Source organism: Sphaerisporangium cinnabarinum, from assembly GCF_055567015.1.
This window is the reverse complement of the sequence record NZ_JBVHRG010000009.1, coordinates 162,991-179,042: the sequence shown is the minus strand read 5'-3', so window position 1 is coordinate 179,042 and position 16,052 is coordinate 162,991. Positions and strand designations below refer to the sequence as shown.

The following is a 16,052-nucleotide window of genomic DNA, read 5'->3' as shown; positions in this document are numbered from 1 at the left end:
CCGCCGGGCCGAGCGCCCCCGAGCAGATCCGAGCACCATGACCTCGCCCGCGACCGCCGCCACGACGGCCGACGTCCCCGGCGGCACGGCACCGGCCGGGACCGACCCCGCCGACCGCCCGGCCGGGGTCGCCCGCACGAACGCGGGGCGCAGCGTCGGCCTCCTCGTCGCCCTCGCGGTCCTCGTGCTCGCGGTCGTGCTGAGCCTCGTCGTCGGGTCGAAGCCGGTCCCGCTCGGCACGGTCTGGGACGCCCTCACGGGCTACGACGGCTCGGGCGACCACGTGATCATCCGCGACCTGCGCCTCCCGCGGACGGTCGTCGGGCTGCTCGTCGGCACCGCGCTCGGCGTCTCCGGCGCCCTCATCCAGGCCATGACGCGCAACCCCCTGGCCGACCCGGGCATCCTCGGGGTCAACGCGGGCGCCGCGTTCGCCGTCGTGCTCGCCGTCGCGTTCCTCGGGCTCACCGACATCGGGTCGTTCATCTGGTTCGCGTTCGCGGGCGCCGTCGTCGCGACCGTCGCGGTGTACGCCATCGGGTCGCAGGGCCGCGGGGGAGCGACGCCCGTGCGTCTGACCCTCGCGGGCGTCGCGCTGGGCGCGGTGCTCGGCGGCATCTCGCAGGGCGTCACCCTGCTCGACCCGGCGGCGTTCGACCGCATGCGCTTCTGGGGCGCCGGCTCGCTCGCGGGCCGCACGATGGAGATGGCCGGGACGATCGCGCCGTTCGTCGTGGTCGGGCTCGTCCTCGCGCTCGTCGTCGCGCGCCCCCTCAACACCGTCGCGCTCGGCGACGACCTCGCGAGCTCGCTCGGCGCGCACGTCGGACGCACGCGCGTGCTCGTCGGCGTCGCAGTCATGCTCCTGTGCGGCGCGGCGACGGCCGCCGCCGGACCCATCGCGTTCGTCGGCCTCATGGTGCCGCACGTCGCGCGGTGGACGGTCGGCCCGGACCAGCGCTGGATCCTCCCGTACTCGGCGGTGCTCGCGCCCGTCCTGCTGCTCGTGTCCGACGTCGTCGGCCGCGTCGTCGTCATGCCGGGCGAGCTCCAGGTCGGGATCGTCACGGCGTTCGTCGGGGCCCCGGTCCTCATCGCGCTCGTGCGCCGCTCGAAGGCGAGCGGGCTGTGAGCGCCCCGGTGCAGGACCGTCTCCCCGCCGGGGCGCCCCGCCCGGACCGGCGCGTCGACTTCGGCCGCCCGACGCGCGTCGTGCGCGGCCGGGGCGTGAGCCTGCGGCTCGACGTGCGCACGCTCGCGGTGTGCGGGGCGCTCCTGCTCGTCGCGCTGGCCGTCGGCGTGGTCGCGCTCACCACCGGCGACTACCCGCTCACCGTGCCGCAGGTGCTCCAGGCGCTCGTCGGCGCGGCCGACGGGCCGGTGCACATGGTCGTCGTCGAGTGGCGTCTGCCGCGCGCGCTCATGGCGCTCGTGCTCGGCGCTGCGCTGGGCGCGAGCGGCGCGATCTTCCAGTCGCTCACGCGCAACCCGCTCGGCAGCCCCGACGTCATCGGCTTCAATACCGGCGCGTACACAGGCGCGCTCGTCGTCATCATGCTGCTCGGCGGCGGGTACGTCGGCGTGGCGGCGGGCGCGCTCGTCGGCGGGATCGTCACCGCGGGGGTCGTGTACGTCCTCGCCTACCGGCGCGGCGTGCAGGGGTTCCGCCTCATCATCGTCGGCATCGCGGCGTCCGCGATGCTCGCGTCCGCCAACCAGTGGCTCATCGTCAAGGCCGACCTCGAGACGGCGATGGCCGCGGCCGTGTGGGGTGCGGGGTCGCTCAACGGCATGACGTGGGCGCAGGCGGTCCCCGCGTGCGTGCTCGCCGCGCTCCTCGCCCTGCCGCTCGTGTGGCTCGCCCCGCGCATGGGCCTGCTCGAGCTCGGGGACGACGCCGCGGCCGCCCTGGGCCTGCGCAGCGAGCGGGTGCGGCTCGCGCTCGTCGTCCTCGGCGTCGCGCTCACCGCGCTCGTCACCGCGGCGGCCGGGCCGATCGCGTTCGTCGCGCTCGCCGCGCCCCAGCTCGCGCGCCGCCTCACGGGCAGCGCGGGCGTGCGCATCCTGCCCGCCGCGTGCATGGGCGCGGTGCTCCTCGCCGCGAGCGACCTCGTCGCGCAGCGCGCGTTCGCCCCCACCCAGCTCCCCGTCGGCGTCGTCACCGTGAGCGTCGGCGGCGCCTACCTCGTCTGGCTCCTCGTCCGCGAGGCCCGCAAGTGACCCCGACCCCGCAGACCGGAAGGACCCCGGTGGCACCCACCCAGCTCGCGGACGCACCGCACGACGCGGCCGCACCCGCCGCACCCGGCTCCGCCGACCGCCCCGCGGCCCCCTCCGCCGACCGCCTGCACGCGGACGGCATCACCGTCGGCTACGACGACCGCGTCATCTCCTCGGGGCTCGACGTGACGATCCCCGACGGCTCGTTCACGGTGATCGTCGGGCCGAACGCGTGCGGGAAGTCGACGCTGCTGCGGGCGCTGTCGCGCCTGCTCAAGCCGTCGCAGGGCGAGGTCGTGCTCGACGGCCGCTCCATCTCGTCCATCCCCGCGAAGGAGGTCGCGCGCCGCCTCGGCCTCCTGCCGCAGTCGTCGATCGCGCCCGAGGGGATCACCGTCGCGGACCTCGTCGCGCGCGGGCGCTACCCCCACCAGAAGCTGCTGCGCCAGTGGTCGCGCGAGGACGAGGCGGCCGTGGTCGCCGCGCTCGCCGCGACCGGCACCACCGACCTGTCGGGCCGCCTCGTCGACGAGCTCTCCGGCGGCCAGCGCCAGCGCGTGTGGGTCGCGATGGTCCTCGCGCAGGAGACCCCCCTCCTCCTGCTCGACGAGCCGACGACGTTCCTCGACATCGCGCACCAGATCGAGCTGCTCGAGCTGTGCGCCGACCTCAACCGGGACCGCGGGCACACGCTCGTCGCCGTCCTGCACGACCTCAACCACGCGTGCCGCTACGCGACGCATCTCATCGCCATGAAGGACGGCGCGATCGTCGCCGAGGGCGCCCCGGCGGAGGTCGTGACGGCCGAGCTCGTCGAGGACGTGTTCGGCCTCCCGTGCCGCATCATCGCCGACCCCGTGACGGGCACGCCGCTCGTCGTGCCCGAGGGCCGGCCCCGCCGCGCCTGACGCGGCCCCGTCTCCCGGTCGGACCACCCCGCCCGACCGGCCCCCCACCGTCCTGCGCTCGCCCGCACCGCCTCGTCGGAGGAGCACCGCATGACCCGCACGACCCGTCCCTCGTCCACCCTGCCCGGCGCGCGCCGTCCGCGGCGTCGGCCCGCGCGCTCGGTCGCGGCCGCCACGCTCGCGCTCGTTCTCACGGCCGTCGCCGCGGCGTGCTCCCCGAGCACCGACGCGGGCTCCGACGGCGCCGGGGACGGCCGGCCGTCCGCGAGCGCCGACGGCTGGTCGTGGACGTCCTCGGGCCACGGCACGACGTACGAGCTCGACGAGGCGCCGGACCGCCTCGTCGTCGACGGCTACTCGGCCGCCGCGCTGTGGGACTACGGCGTGCGGCCCGACGGGGTGTTCGGGTACGGCTTCTCGGACACCGGGGCGCTGTCGATCGGCAACGCGCGGGTCGACGAGATGGAGGTCGTCGGCACCGACGCCGAGCTCAACCTGGAGAAGCTGCTCGCGCTCGACCCCGACCTCGTGATCGGGTTCGGGACGGAGGACGGCACGGCGTGGCGGTGGTGGGACGAGAAGATCACCGAGGAGGCGACCGCCGTCGCGCCGTTCGTCGGGATGAAGTTCTCCGGCCGCCCCGTCGTCGAGGTGATCGAGGACTACGCGTCGCTCGCGGAGGCGCTCGGCGGCGACGCGGACACCCCGGAGGTCGCCGAGGCGCGCGCCGCGTTCGACGAGCGCCTCGACACCCTGCGGGCGATCGCGGCGGAGAAGCCGCTGACGATCCTGCCGCTCAACGGGGCCGAGGAGCTGTGGGTCGGGCAGCGGACCCTGGGCCAGCTCGCGCTGCTGGAGGAGCTGGGCTTCACGATCGGCGGCCCGCAGGACGAGGAGGCCTGGGCGGAGCTGAGCTGGGAGCGCGTGCCGGACTACCCGGCGGACGTCGTGCTCAGCTACACCGGCTCCGACGAGGCCATGGCGGCGAACCCCGTCTACGCGGGCTTGCCCGCGGTGCAGGCGGGGCAGGTCGTGGGCTGGGACGACAAGCGCCCGTTCACGTGGGCGAGCTACGTCGAGTGGTTCGACGAGCTCATCGCGGTGCTCGACGGCGCCGAGGTCGTCTCGGGACCGCCCGCGTCCTGACCGTCCCACCAGTCGAGGACGACGGTCGCGTGGTACGTGAGCCAGCGCGACGGCTCACCCGCGGGTGCGTCGACCTCGAACCACACGCGGCCCGGGTGGCGCCGGCCCTGGAGCCAGGTGCCGTCCGGGCGCCGCGCGCGGCGGACGTGCTCGACCGCGTCCGCCGCGCGCGGGTCCGGCGGTGTGCCGTCGAGCAGCGACGCGGCGCGCAGGTAGACCAGCGCGTTGAGCACGCTGTAGTACCAGCGGAACGGGTAGGCGAGGCGGAACGCCCAGTCCCCGACGGGCTCGCCGGTGCCGAGCCGGCGGAACAGGCCGCGGCGGAGCAGGTACTCCTCGCCGGCGCGGCGCGCGGCGCGCAGCTCGTCCGTGGCCCCGGCGTGCTCCTGGTAGGCGAGGAGGCCCTTGAGCGCGTTGAGCGTCGAGTGGTACGACGACACGGTCGCGCCCTCGACCCACGCGCAGTTCCACCCGCCGTCGGGCAGCCGACCGTCGAGGACGGTGCGGAGCAGCCCGGACACGTCGACGCCGAGCCACGCGCCCGCGGCGAGCGTGTACCCGTTGATGCACCAGTCGACCTCGCCGCCCCAGTAGGGCAGGTCGTCGTACTCCCAGCGGCAGTGCTCGGCGAGCAGCTCGGGCGTGCGACGCGCGCGGAGCACCTCGGGGTCGAGCCCCCACTCGCGCAGCGCGACGAGCGACCAGGTGGTCGCGGTCCAGGGCTGGCCCTCCTCGGGCCTGCCCTCGGCGTCCGGCGCGGTCGCGCCGTCCCCGCCGACGTCCGCGGGGAAGTACGCGCCGCCCGCCCACTGCCCGTCGGGGTCCTGGAGCGCGAGGAGCCGGGCGCCGAAGCCCTCGGTCGCGACGCGCGCCCGCGTCGCCCGCCACACGGAGGGCGGGGCGTGCACGACGTCGCGCTCCACCTGCCAGCGCAGCGCCGGGTCGGCGTCGAGGAGCCAGCCGACGACGTCGCCGTCGACGGGGCCTCCGGGCGTTCGGTCGGCCATCCCGTCACGCTACGCCGGGGGACGGCCGACCGCCGTCCGTCAGACGAAGCCGAACACGGGCGGGAACACGAGGGCGACGACCGCCGCCCACCCCGCGTAGACGGGGAGGAAGCGCGTCTGCCACGCGACGAGGTCGGCGAACGGCCGGCGCCCGCGGAGGAACGCGGTCGCGAGCACGGCCGACCACGCGAGGTGGACGAGCAGCAGGAGGTTGAGCCCGAGCGCTGCCGCCTTGTTGGGGCTCATGCCGAACTCGGCGATGCGTGTGAGCATCGCGGTGAGCGCGACCGCGTCGACGGCGAGCGCCGCGCCGACGAGGACCACCAGGAGCCCGTCGAAGAACGACCCGGGGGCGAGCGGGTCGCGTGCGGAGACGGAGTAGAGGAGCAGGCACAGGACGAGCACGAGGATCGCGTCCATGAGGATGAGCAGCTCGCGGTCGACGGCCGCGAGGTTCCCCGCGGTCGCGAGGACGACGAACGCGGCGAGGAGCATGACGAGCGTCAGCGGCGTGAACACGCGCGTGAGCACGGGCGCGATGTTCTCGACGACGTTCTGCTTCGCCTCGACGAGCCAGGCGGCCACGATGAGCGCCGCCGGGACGCACAGGGTGAGGATCCAGGTGTCGAGGTACGGCTCGAGGTCGACGCCGGCGAGCGAGAAGACCCCGATGGTCAGGCCGAGCAGGACCCCGCCACCGAGCGCGATGAGCGTGTAGTACACGGCGAGCTCGCCCGTGAACCGCACGAAGTCCATGCGGCGCGCGTCCGAGCGCCACCGCCCGCCCACGTAGGCGAGCCCGACGACGGCCCACAGCGTCACCGGGGCGGCGAGCGCCGCGAGCACGAAGGTCGAGTCCGTGGGCTCGAACGGGTACACGTTGAGGACGACGCCCAGCACGACGAACGGCACGACGAGCGCGCCGACGACGCGCAGCGTGACCTGCCGCTTCCACGCGAGGTAGGCCGTGAGGAACGGCAGCACGAGGAGCCCGACGTTGAGCCCGACCGTCTCCCAGGGCAGGAGCACGGTCGCCACCTTGACCGTGACGCCCACCGCGACGGCGAGCCCGAGCACCACCGCGAGCTCGCGCCACGAACGGGTGCGGCCCGCCTGCTCTCCCACCAGGACGAGCTGCTTCCACAGACGCTCGGAGTGCTCCTGCGCGAACTCGCGCGACAGGTCGTCGAGCGTGCCCATGCGCTTCACGGCGACGAGGAACGCCTCGTCGTCGTCGAGGCCCGTGGCCCGGAGGTCCTCGACCCGCTCGCGCAGGTGGTCCTCCATCTCGTCGACGTCCGCGGCGGAGATCGCCTCCCGGCGCCGGACGTACCCGCGCCACTGGTCGATCTGGGCCTCGAGCGCGGCGTGCGGGCCGGGGCTCGCCCCGTCCGTCGGCGCGGTCGCGGCGCCCATCAGGCCCACCCCTCCGCGACGCGCGGCGGGCTCTGGAGCCCGTCCTGGGCGGAGCGCCACACCTGCTGGAGCGCGTGCGCGACGACGTCCCACTGCGCCTGGCGCTCGACGAGCGCCTCGCGCCCCGCGGCGGTGATCGCGTAGTGCTTGCGGCGCCGGCCGACGTCGGACGTGCCCCACGACGCCTCGACGAGCCCGAGGCGCTCCAGCCGGTGCAGCAGCGGGTACAGCATGCCGTCGGTCCACTGCATCCGCCCGCCCGAGAGCTCGTCCACGCGCTTGAGGATCGCGTAGCCGTAGGACTCGCCGTCGGCGAGGATCCCGAGCACGAGCGGGGTGGCCGAGGCGGCCACGAGGTCCTTGTCGATACGCATGACGCTCCTATGCCTAGCTGTTCTAGGGGTTACGACCCTAGCAGTTCTAGGTGTGCGGAGCGGACCGGTCGTGCGCCTCGCGCAGAGGATCGGGCCGGTGCCGCCCGCTCGCCGCGGTCGACCCGAGCTCGACGTCCCCCACCGCGCTCGACGCTCCCGCGGTCCGTGGGTCCCGGCGGTCGGCGACCAGCGCCGACGTGCCTCGACTACCGGTTGCGCGCCGCACCGTCCACCGCCGTGGCGAGGTCCGGCGTGAAGGCGAAGATCGTGCCGCCCTCCTGGCTGACCCACCATCGACCGCAGAGCATGGTGGTCCGCGCCTCCTGGTCGTCCGGCCACAAGTCGGCCTCGAGCGTCCTCACCTCGGCCATCTTGTCGACCGGGACGCGCTGGGTCCGCTCGTCCGACCTGTACGCCGCGACCAGCTCCTCCCGGGACGGCGCGCCCTCCTCGGCGACGGGCCGGCACTCGCCGGACAGGTCGCCGTCGTAGGACGCGACGAGGAGCCGCTCCGCGCCCGTGGCCCGCTGCAGGACGACGACGTCCGTCGCCTCGTCGGGCACCCAGTCCGCGAGCAGGCCAGACTCCTTCCCGCTCGCGCCGTCGCTCGCCTTCTTCTCGACCACCTCGCTCGGGACGACGCCGCACGCCCCGAGCAGGAGGGTGGCGGGGACCGCGAGGGCGAGTGCGAGGGAGGCGGGACGCGGACGGGCGGCAAGGGTGTCGTTGACCATGCGTCGATCGTCGTCCGTGGCCGATCGGCGCGGCGTCGGCCCGTGGCCGGACCTGGATGCGCGCACCGTCGTGCCACGGGACGAGAAGCGGTCATGCCACGGGCGTCGGCGTGCAGTACCGGCAGCGGGTGCGGGACACGACGTCCCGGACGCAGAAAGTCCCGGCCAGGAGAACCTGACCGGGACTCTTCGAAGGTGTTGCGGCCCTGAAGCCGAAACCCTCGTCACGTGCGCGAGGGGGGAGTTGAACCCCCACGCCCTTTCGGGCACACGGACCTGAACCGTGCGCGTCTGCCTATTCCGCCACTCGCGCGTGCCGCAGAAGACTAGCACGACGCGAGGGACCGACCGGCACCGCGCCGTCCTGCGTGACGCCCGCCACCCGGACGCACCACGGCGCGAGCCCGTCGTCGACCACGACCTTCATCGCCCTCGAGCATGCCGTCGCTCCCGGGAAGAGCGGCGAGACGACAGCAACCTCGCGCTCGGCGGGGGAGCGGACGCCCGACGTTCACACGCTCCGCCACGAAAGCGCCACATCCGTCCGGTAATCGTCCGACGAAACGGGCCTGCTGGTCCGACGCGATCGATACGATCTAGGTAGTCTGCCCGGACGCGGGTGCGCGCGGGGGGCCACCGGAGAGAGGGCGCCGGCAGAGCAGACGAGATCCGCGCGGCGCGAGCCGCGGCACGAGCGAGCACGAGGGAGGAGGTGGCATGGGAGTCCTGGACCGCTTCGAGAAGGGCGTCGAGCGGGTCGTGAACAACGCCTTCGCCAAGGTGGGACGCAGCGAGGTCAAGCCCGTCGAGCTCGCGAGCGCGCTGCGGCGCGAGGTCGACGACCGCGCCGCCGTCGTCGACCGCGAGCGCACGGTCGTGCCCAACGAGTTCACCATCGAGCTGTCGGTGGACGACTTCGGCCAGGTCGAGGGGTGGGGCGCGGAGACCCTCGCCGACGAGCTGGCGTCGAACGTCACCCAGTACGCCGCGTCGCAGCACTACGCGTTCGTCGGGCCCGTGAGCGTGAGCTTCGAGCAGAACGACACGCTCGACGTCGGCCGCTTCCAGCTCCGCTCGGCGAGCGTGCGCGGCAACGTCGCACCCGCCACGACGGCGTCCCCGAGCACGCGCCACCCGCTCGTCGACATCGACGGGCAGCGCTACCTGCTCACCGGCCCGGTCACGGTGATCGGCCGCGGCTCGGAGGCCGACATCGTCGTCGACGACCCGGGCGTCTCGCGGCGCCACCTGGAGATCCGGGTGACCCCGGAGGGCGTGATCGCGACGGACCTCGGCTCCACGAACGGCCTGTTCGTCGAGGGGCACCAGGTGCCGGCAGCGACGCTGCTCGACGGGAACTCCCTGACGATCGGCCGGACCCGCATCATGTTCTGGACCGGCGCGTCCGACAACGAGGAGTGGTGATCCGGCCCGCATGACCGATCTCACGTTCACCCTGCTCCGGCTGGGCTACCTGGTGCTGCTCTGGGTGTTCGTGCTCTCCGCGATCGGCGTGCTGCGTCGGGACCTGTACGGCACGAAGATCACGCCGCGCCGCGGCAAGAAGGGCGGTCCCGCACCCGCCGCCCGCCCGACGTCGGGCCCCACCCCGGCCGCGCCGGAGCCCTCGCGGCCCGTCGCGCCCGCGGGCCCGTCGCGGCTCGTCGTCACCGCCGGCCCGCTGACCGGCACGACGATCCCGCTCACGACGTCGTCGATCCTCATCGGCCGCGCGCCGAGCTGCACGCTCGTCCTCGACGACGACTACTCGTCGTCGCGCCACGCCCGCATCTTCCCGCAGCACGGGTCCTGGTTCGTCGAGGACCTCGGCTCCACGAACGGCACCTACGTCGAGGACCAGCGGATCGCCCAGGTCACCCCCCTGGGCCCGGGGACGCGGGTGCGGATCGGTCAGTCCGTCGTCGAGCTGCAGAGGTAGCCCGCAGTGAACATCGCCCTGCGCTACGCCGCGCGCTCCGACGTCGGGCTCGTGCGCTCCAACAACCAGGACTCCGGCTACGCGGGCCCGCACCTGCTCGTCGTCGCGGACGGCATGGGCGGCCACGCGGGGGGCGACGTCGCCTCCTCCATCGCGATCGCCGCGCTCGCGCCGCTCGACGGCGAGTCGCACGGCCCGGACGACGCGCTGGCCGAGCTCGAGCGCTCGATCGACCACGCCCGTCAGGACCTCGTGGACCGCAGCGTGACCGACCCGGAGCTGGTCGGCATGGGCACGACCGTCACCGCGATCCTGCGCGCGGGCAACAAGCTCGCCATGGCGCACCTCGGCGACTCGCGCGCCTACCTGCTGCGCGACGGCGAGCTGAACCAGGTCACGACGGACCACACGTTCGTGCAGCACCTCGTCGACACGGGGCGCATCTCGGCGGACGAGGCGGAGACCCACCCCCAGCGCAACGTCGTCATGCGCGTGCTGGGCGATTTCGACATCGACCTCACGCCGGACATGTCCGTCCGCGAGGCGAAGCCGGGCGACCGGTGGCTCCTGTGCTCGGACGGCCTCTCGGGCTTCGTCAGCCAGGAGACCATCGCGCAGACGCTCACCGAGACGGACGACGTCGACGCGTGCGCCGACCACCTGCTCCAGCTCGCGCTGCGCGCGGGCAGCACGGACAACGTGACGGTCGTCGTCGCGGACGTCGTGGACGTCGACGCCCTGCCCGACGGCGGGGCGCCCGGCACGGGCGCGCAGGTCGTGGGGTCCGCGGCGATCGACCGCGACGCCCCGACGTCGGCAGCGGACGGCCCGGCGGCCCGCGCGGCCGCGCTCATGGCGAGCACCAAGGCGACCGCACCGACCGAGGAGCCGGACGCCGACGCGCCGGACGAGGACGGTGCGGAGGCCCGGACCGCCGTCGAGGGCTCCGGCGACGACGAGGACGACGTGCGCCCCGGTCGCGCCCCCCGGCGCTGGATCACCGTGGTCGCGATCCTGCTCGTGGTCGCGGGCCTGGGTGCCGCCGGCTGGGCGGGGTACCGCTGGACGCAGTCGCAGTACTACGTGGGCGTCGCCGACGGCCAGGTCGCGGTGTTCCGCGGCATCCCCGAGAACGCGGGCCCGGTCACGCTGTCGACCCCGATCGAGCTCACGGGCACGCGCGTCGACGACCTGCCGGGCTACGTCGTCGACCGCCTGGAGACCACGATCCCCGCGGAGTCGCTCGAGGACGCCCGCGCCCGCGCGGAGCGGCTGGTCGCCGAGGCCGCGGAGGACACCACCGAGACCCCCGCGACCGACGGCTCGACCGACACGCCGGACGGGACCACGGACGGCGCGGCGACGGGGACCCCGGAGGCCGACGCGCCGAGCGTGACCCCGGCGCCCGCCGACGGCGCCGGCTCGGGGGCCTGATGGCCACGGTGGAGACCACCGAGGTGCGCCCCGGCCGGGGTGCGGAGCTCGGTCTGCTCGTCCTCGCGCTCGCGCTGGGCATCGGGGCGTACGCGCTCGTGGGTCTGCAGCTCACGGGCGAGCTCCCGGGCCGCTTCTACGTGTACAGCATCGGGACGGTGGTGCTCGCGGGCGCCGCGCACGTGCTGCTGCGCTTCAAGGCGCCGTACGCGGACCCGGTGATCCTGCCGATCGCCGTCGCGCTCAACGGCATCGGCCTCGCCATGATCTTCCGCCTCGACCTGGGCTCGCAGGTCACGGGCGGCACCCAGGACCTCGCGCCGCGCCAGCTCCAGTGGACGGCGCTCGGCATCCTCTGCGCGTTCGCCCTCGTCTGGTTCCTGCGCGACCACCGCACCCTGCGCCGCTACACGTACACCGCGATGATCGCGGGCATCGTGCTCGTCGCGCTGCCGCTCGTCCCGGGCCTGGGCACCCGCATCAACGGCGCCCAGATCTGGATCAACCTGTTCGGCTTCTCGCTCCAGCCGGCCGAGTTCGCCAAGGTCGCGTTCGCGATCTTCTTCGCGGGGTACCTCGTGACGAACCGCGACACGCTCGCGCTCGCCGGCCCCCGCGTGCTCGGCCTCCAGCTCCCGCGCCTGCGCGACCTCGGGCCGATCATCATCGTCTGGCTCGTCTCGCTCGCGATCCTCGTGTTCGAGCGCGACCTCGGGACCTCGCTCCTGTTCTTCGGCCTGTTCGTCGCGATGCTCTACATCGCGACCGAGCGCGTGAGCTGGGTCGTCATCGGTCTGCTCCTCATCGCGGTCGGCGCGGTGCTGGCAGCCTCGACGTTCGGGCACGTGCAGGCGCGCGTCGACGTGTGGCTGCACCCGTTCGACCCGGAGATCTTCGGCCGCAGCCCGGGTGGCTCGGGCCAGCTCGTGGGCGGCCTGTTCTCGCTCGGCAACGGCGGGCTCTTCGGCACGGGCTGGGGCGCCGGCTACCCGCGCACGGTCCCGTACGCGTTCTCCGACTTCATCTACGCGTCGCTCGGCGAGGAGCTCGGGCTCACGGGCCTCATCGGCATCCTGCTCGCCTACCTCGTCCTCGTGGAGCGCGGCCTGCGCACCGCGATCGGCGTGCGCGACGGGTTCGGCAAGCTGCTCGCGGGCGGGCTCGCGTTCGTCATGGCGTGGCAGCTCTTCGTCGTGGTCGGCGGGATCACGCGGATCATCCCGCTCACCGGCCTGACCATGCCGTTCGTCGCCCAGGGCGGGTCGTCGCTCCTCGCGAACTGGCTCGTCGTCGGGCTGCTGCTGCGCATCTCCGACGACGCGCGCCGCCCCTCCTCCCTGCCCGTGCGCGGGCAGGTCGCGCCCGGCGGCGCGCGCAGCCGCACCGACTCGGACCCGGTCGCGGTCGTGGGCGGCGGCGCGGCCGTGGGCGCCCTGCCCGACGACGCACCCACCACGGTCGGCGCGCCCACCGTCCCCGGTCCCGCCACCGGCCCCACGCGCGCGACGACGGGCGTCCAGCCCGCGGTCGGCCGCACCGGGGAGGTCTCCGACCACCCCGACGACCTGCGCACGGAGGTCGTCCGCCGGCCGGACGCCGCCACCGAGACCGACCGCGACCCCTGGGGAGGAGCCCGGTGAACGTCCCCCTGCGTCGCGTCGCGACCGTCGTCCTCGTGATGTTCCTCGCGCTCATGGTGTCGACGACGTACATCCAGTTCGTCCAGGCCGACTCGCTCAACAACGACTCGCGCAACGCCCGCACCATCTACCGCGAGTACAACAAGTTCCGCGGCCCGATCGTCGTCGCGGGCGACGCCATCGCGTCCTCGACCCCGGTGGACGACGCGTTCGGCTTCCAGCGCCAGTACTCGAACGGCCCGCTCTACGCGCCCGTCTCGGGCTTCCTGTCGCTCACCAACGGGCGCACGGAGATCGAGGACAAGGAGAACGACTACCTCAACGGCGAGGCGAGCTCGCTGTGGCTCGACCGCCTGAGCGCGCTCTTCACCGGGCAGCAGCCGCAGGGCGCGTCCGTCGAGCTGACGATCGACCCGGCGGCCCAGCAGGCCGCGTGGGACGCGCTGGGCGACCAGCGCGGCGCCGTCGTCGCGATCGAGCCGAAGACGGGCCGCGTCCTCGCGCTCGTGTCCAAGCCCAGCTACGACCCGAACGAGCTCGCGACGCACGACACCGCCCTCGCGCGCCAGCGCTACCAGGAGCTGCTCAACGCCGAGGGCAACCCGATGTCGAACCGGGCTATCCGCGGCAACACGTACCCGCCGGGCTCGACGTTCAAGATCGTCACCTCGGCCGCGGCGCTCGAGAGCGGGCAGTACACGGCCGACACCGTGATCCCGGCGCCGGACGAGCTGCCGTACCCCCAGTCGACGCAGACGATGAAGAACTTCGGCGGCACGCGCTGCTCGCCCACGGGCGAGATGACCCTCGCGGACGCGCTGCGCATCTCGTGCAACACCGCGTTCGGCGACCTCGCCATGACCCTCGGCGAGGACGCGATGCGCGACCAGGCCGAGGACTTCGGCTTCGACGCCTCGCTCGAGATCCCCATGGACGTCACGCCGAGCCGCTTCCCCGCCGAGGGCACGCCGGGCGCGGACGCCGCCGGGATCGCGCGCGCCGGCATCGGCCAGGGCGAGGTCAAGGTCACGCCGCTCCAGATGGCGATGGTCGCCGCCGCGATCGCGAACGACGGCGTGCAGATGGCCCCGTACACGGTGGCGACGATCCGCAACCCCGACCTCGACGTCGTCCGGCAGTCGGAGCCGCGCCGTCTGCGCACCTCGGTCTCCCCGTCGACGGCGGAGCAGCTCACCCAGATGATGGTGGGCGTCGTGCAGAACGGCTCCGGCAAGTCGGCGCAGATCCCGGGCGTGCAGGTCGCGGGCAAGACGGGCACCGCCGAGACGGGCGGCGAGGCCGCTCCGCACGCGTGGTTCACGAGCTTCGCCCCCGCCGACGACCCCCAGGTCGCGGTCGCGGTCATCGTCGAGAACGGCGGCTCGATGGGCAACGAGGCGACGGGCGGCGCGATCGCCGCGCCGATCGCCCGCGCCGTCATGGAGGCGGTGTTGAACGGATGAAGCCGGTCCGGGGGCTGACGCTCGGCAACCGCTACCGCCTGGTGCGGCGCATCGCCGTCGGCGGCATGGGCGAGGTGTGGGTCGCGGCCGACGACGCGCTCGGCCGCGAGGTCGCGGTCAAGGTCCTGCGGAGCGAGTACGCGGGCAACGAGGACTTCCTCAACCGCCTGCGCACCGAGGCCCGCAACAGCGCGGCGCTCTCGCACCCCAACATCGCGCAGATGTACGACTACGGCGAGACCAACGGCTCCGGGTACCTCGTCATGGAGCTCGTCGTGGGCGAGCCCATGGCGGACCTGCTGGAGCGCGAGCCGGTGCTCCCGCCCGCGCGGCTCCTCCCGATCCTCGCGCAGACCGCCCGCGCGCTGCACGCCGCCCACCTGTCCGGCGTCGTGCACCGGGACGTCAAGCCGGGCAACATCCTCATCGACCGCTCCGGCACGGTGAAGATCACCGACTTCGGGGTCTCCCTCGCGGCCAACCAGGTCCCGATGACGGCGACGGGCATGGTCATGGGCACGGCCCAGTACCTGTCGCCCGAGCAGGCGGTCGGCCAGGCCGCGACCGGGGCCTCGGACATCTACGCGCTCGGCATCGTCGCGTACGAGTCGATCGCGGGGAACCGGCCGTTCACGGGGTCCACGCCGGTCGACATCGCGGTCGCGCACGTCAACGAGCCGGTGCCGCCGCTGCCCACGTCGGTCGACCCGGAGCTCGGCGAGCTCGTCATGGTCATGCTCGCCAAGGACCCGCTGGCGCGGCCTCACCCGGCCGACGCGCTCGCGCGCGTCTTCGAGGGCATCGGCGCGCGTCTCGCGAGCGACCCCTGGTCCGCCCGCACAGGGGCGCCCGCCCCGACGCGACGCGCGCGCCGGGCCCGCACCACCGCCGACGACGTCCCCGCGCCCGAGCCGGACCCGGCACCCGTCATCACCCCGCTCGTCATCCCGGCCGCGGTGCGCGACCCGCACGCGCCCGACCCGACGAGCCCGTGGGTCGCCCCCGCGCCGCGCCGTGCCGCGCACGCCGCGGCGGCGGGGGAGACGGCGGACGTGCCGCCGCCGTCGGCCGGCACCCCGCCCGGGCCGCCCGACGACGACGCGACCCACGTCCGGCCGCTCGGCCGGCACGGCGGGACGGTCCCGGCGACCGCCGAGCCCGTCCCCCCGGCACCGCCCGCCCCGGACGACGCCGCACCCGGCCCCGCCCTCCCGTGGGAACGCCCCGTCCCCGCCGCCCCGGCGGACGACCCGGGGGCTCCGCGGTCGTACCCGCCGCGTCGCGAGATGCACGGCCCGACGCGCTCCTCACGACGACCGCAGCCCACCCGCGCGGGCACACGCCCTGCCGGTGCGCCCGGGCGTCCGGCGAGCCCGACGCACGCCGAGCCCGTCGCCCCCGCGACCCGCGCCGAGGCGCGCCGTCAGTCGCAGTCGGCACCCGTACCCTCACGCTCCGCGGGACGCCGCACGTCGACCACGACGGGCCGCCGCCTGGGTGGCCTGCCCAACGGCCTGACCTGGCCCCTCGTCGCCCTCCTGGGTCTCCTGCTCGTGCTGGTGATCGCGACGATCGCCACGCTCGGGGACCGGGACGGCGACGGCGGCGACACCGCCCCCGTGCGGGGCGCGGAGACCTCCGTCGAGGTCGTCGCGTCCGACGCCGAGAGGCTCCCCGGACGGGTGACATCGTGACGACATCGTGCTGTTCCCTGCGTGACCGCAGGGCCCCGGGTGGGATGATTGCGCCAGCTGTGCCACGGGCGGACGCG

The 16,052-nt window shown here is 74.5% G+C and carries 14 protein-coding genes and 1 tRNA gene; 10 read left to right on the top strand and 5 right to left on the bottom strand.

Features of this window, described 5'->3' with window-relative positions; genetic code table 11:
* Positions 1-37 precede the first annotated feature (37 nt).
* The 4 genes from ACZ4MO_RS14235 (at position 38) to ACZ4MO_RS14220 (ending at position 4,274) form a co-directional block, all read left to right on the top strand.
* Positions 38-1,132 (top strand): iron chelate uptake ABC transporter family permease subunit, encoded by a 1,095-nt coding sequence (locus tag ACZ4MO_RS14235; RefSeq protein WP_175009401.1) that lies wholly within the window; start codon positions 38-40, stop codon positions 1,130-1,132.
* Positions 1,129-2,220, top strand: a complete 1,092-nt coding sequence (fepG, locus tag ACZ4MO_RS14230; protein WP_255437304.1) for an iron-enterobactin ABC transporter permease — start codon at positions 1,129-1,131, stop codon at positions 2,218-2,220. Before ACZ4MO_RS14235 ends, fepG begins: the two co-directional genes overlap by 4 nt.
* A gap of 125 nt (positions 2,221-2,345) precedes the next feature.
* On the top strand, positions 2,346-3,128 hold the full coding sequence (locus ACZ4MO_RS14225) for an ATP-binding cassette domain-containing protein (protein WP_074804392.1): 783 nt from the start codon (positions 2,346-2,348) through the stop codon (positions 3,126-3,128).
* 90 nt (positions 3,129-3,218) lie between these two features.
* The gene (locus ACZ4MO_RS14220) at positions 3,219-4,274 is read left to right on the top strand and encodes an ABC transporter substrate-binding protein (protein ID WP_175009403.1); all 1,056 of its coding nucleotides are present in this window, start codon (positions 3,219-3,221) and stop codon (positions 4,272-4,274) included.
* Here ACZ4MO_RS14220 and ACZ4MO_RS14215 read toward each other — a convergent pair.
* The 5 genes from ACZ4MO_RS14215 to ACZ4MO_RS14195 all read right to left on the bottom strand — a co-directional run bounded on the left by ACZ4MO_RS14215 (position 4,199) and on the right by ACZ4MO_RS14195 (position 8,118).
* A complete protein-coding gene (locus tag ACZ4MO_RS14215; protein ID WP_175009404.1) occupies positions 4,199-5,281 on the bottom strand; it encodes a squalene cyclase in 1,083 nt (360 codons plus the stop codon). The genes ACZ4MO_RS14220 and ACZ4MO_RS14215 overlap by 76 nt on opposite strands.
* 39 nt (positions 5,282-5,320) lie before the next feature.
* Positions 5,321-6,697: a permease prefix domain 1-containing protein gene (locus ACZ4MO_RS14210; RefSeq protein ID WP_175009405.1), complete on the bottom strand. Its 1,377-nt coding sequence runs from the start codon at positions 6,695-6,697 to the stop codon at positions 5,321-5,323.
* On the bottom strand, positions 6,697-7,071 hold the full coding sequence (locus tag ACZ4MO_RS14205; protein ID WP_024841614.1) for a PadR family transcriptional regulator: 375 nt from the start codon (positions 7,069-7,071) through the stop codon (positions 6,697-6,699). Before ACZ4MO_RS14205 ends, ACZ4MO_RS14210 begins: the two co-directional genes overlap by 1 nt.
* 206 nt (positions 7,072-7,277) lie before the next feature.
* Positions 7,278-7,805 (bottom strand): hypothetical protein, encoded by a 528-nt coding sequence (locus ACZ4MO_RS14200; protein WP_499279099.1) that lies wholly within the window; start codon positions 7,803-7,805, stop codon positions 7,278-7,280.
* 229 nt (positions 7,806-8,034) lie between these two features.
* Positions 8,035-8,118: transfer RNA gene (locus ACZ4MO_RS14195), tRNA-Leu, on the bottom strand.
* A 404-nt stretch (positions 8,119-8,522) separates the two neighbouring features.
* On the opposite strand from ACZ4MO_RS14195, the gene ACZ4MO_RS14190 reads away from it, so the two are divergent.
* The 6 genes from ACZ4MO_RS14190 to ACZ4MO_RS14165 are packed head-to-tail and all read left to right on the top strand — an operon-like array spanning position 8,523 to position 15,975.
* Entirely contained in the window at positions 8,523-9,230 is a 708-nt protein-coding gene (locus ACZ4MO_RS14190; RefSeq protein ID WP_021480387.1) for an FHA domain-containing protein, read from the top strand.
* Between the two features lie 10 nt (positions 9,231-9,240).
* The gene (locus ACZ4MO_RS14185) at positions 9,241-9,744 is read left to right on the top strand and encodes an FHA domain-containing protein FhaB/FipA (RefSeq protein ID WP_175009407.1); all 504 of its coding nucleotides are present in this window, start codon (positions 9,241-9,243) and stop codon (positions 9,742-9,744) included.
* Between the two features lie 6 nt (positions 9,745-9,750).
* Complete coding sequence (locus tag ACZ4MO_RS14180; protein ID WP_108050900.1) at positions 9,751-11,178, top strand: Stp1/IreP family PP2C-type Ser/Thr phosphatase; 1,428 nt, start codon at positions 9,751-9,753, stop codon at positions 11,176-11,178.
* A complete protein-coding gene (locus ACZ4MO_RS14175; protein ID WP_175009408.1) occupies positions 11,178-12,818 on the top strand; it encodes an FtsW/RodA/SpoVE family cell cycle protein in 1,641 nt (546 codons plus the stop codon). Before ACZ4MO_RS14180 ends, ACZ4MO_RS14175 begins: the two co-directional genes overlap by 1 nt.
* A complete protein-coding gene (locus ACZ4MO_RS14170; protein ID WP_175009409.1) occupies positions 12,815-14,281 on the top strand; it encodes a penicillin-binding transpeptidase domain-containing protein in 1,467 nt (488 codons plus the stop codon). Before ACZ4MO_RS14175 ends, ACZ4MO_RS14170 begins: the two co-directional genes overlap by 4 nt.
* The gene (locus tag ACZ4MO_RS14165; protein ID WP_175009410.1) at positions 14,278-15,975 is read left to right on the top strand and encodes a protein kinase domain-containing protein; all 1,698 of its coding nucleotides are present in this window, start codon (positions 14,278-14,280) and stop codon (positions 15,973-15,975) included. Before ACZ4MO_RS14170 ends, ACZ4MO_RS14165 begins: the two co-directional genes overlap by 4 nt.
* Positions 15,976-16,052: the final 77 nt, after the last annotated feature.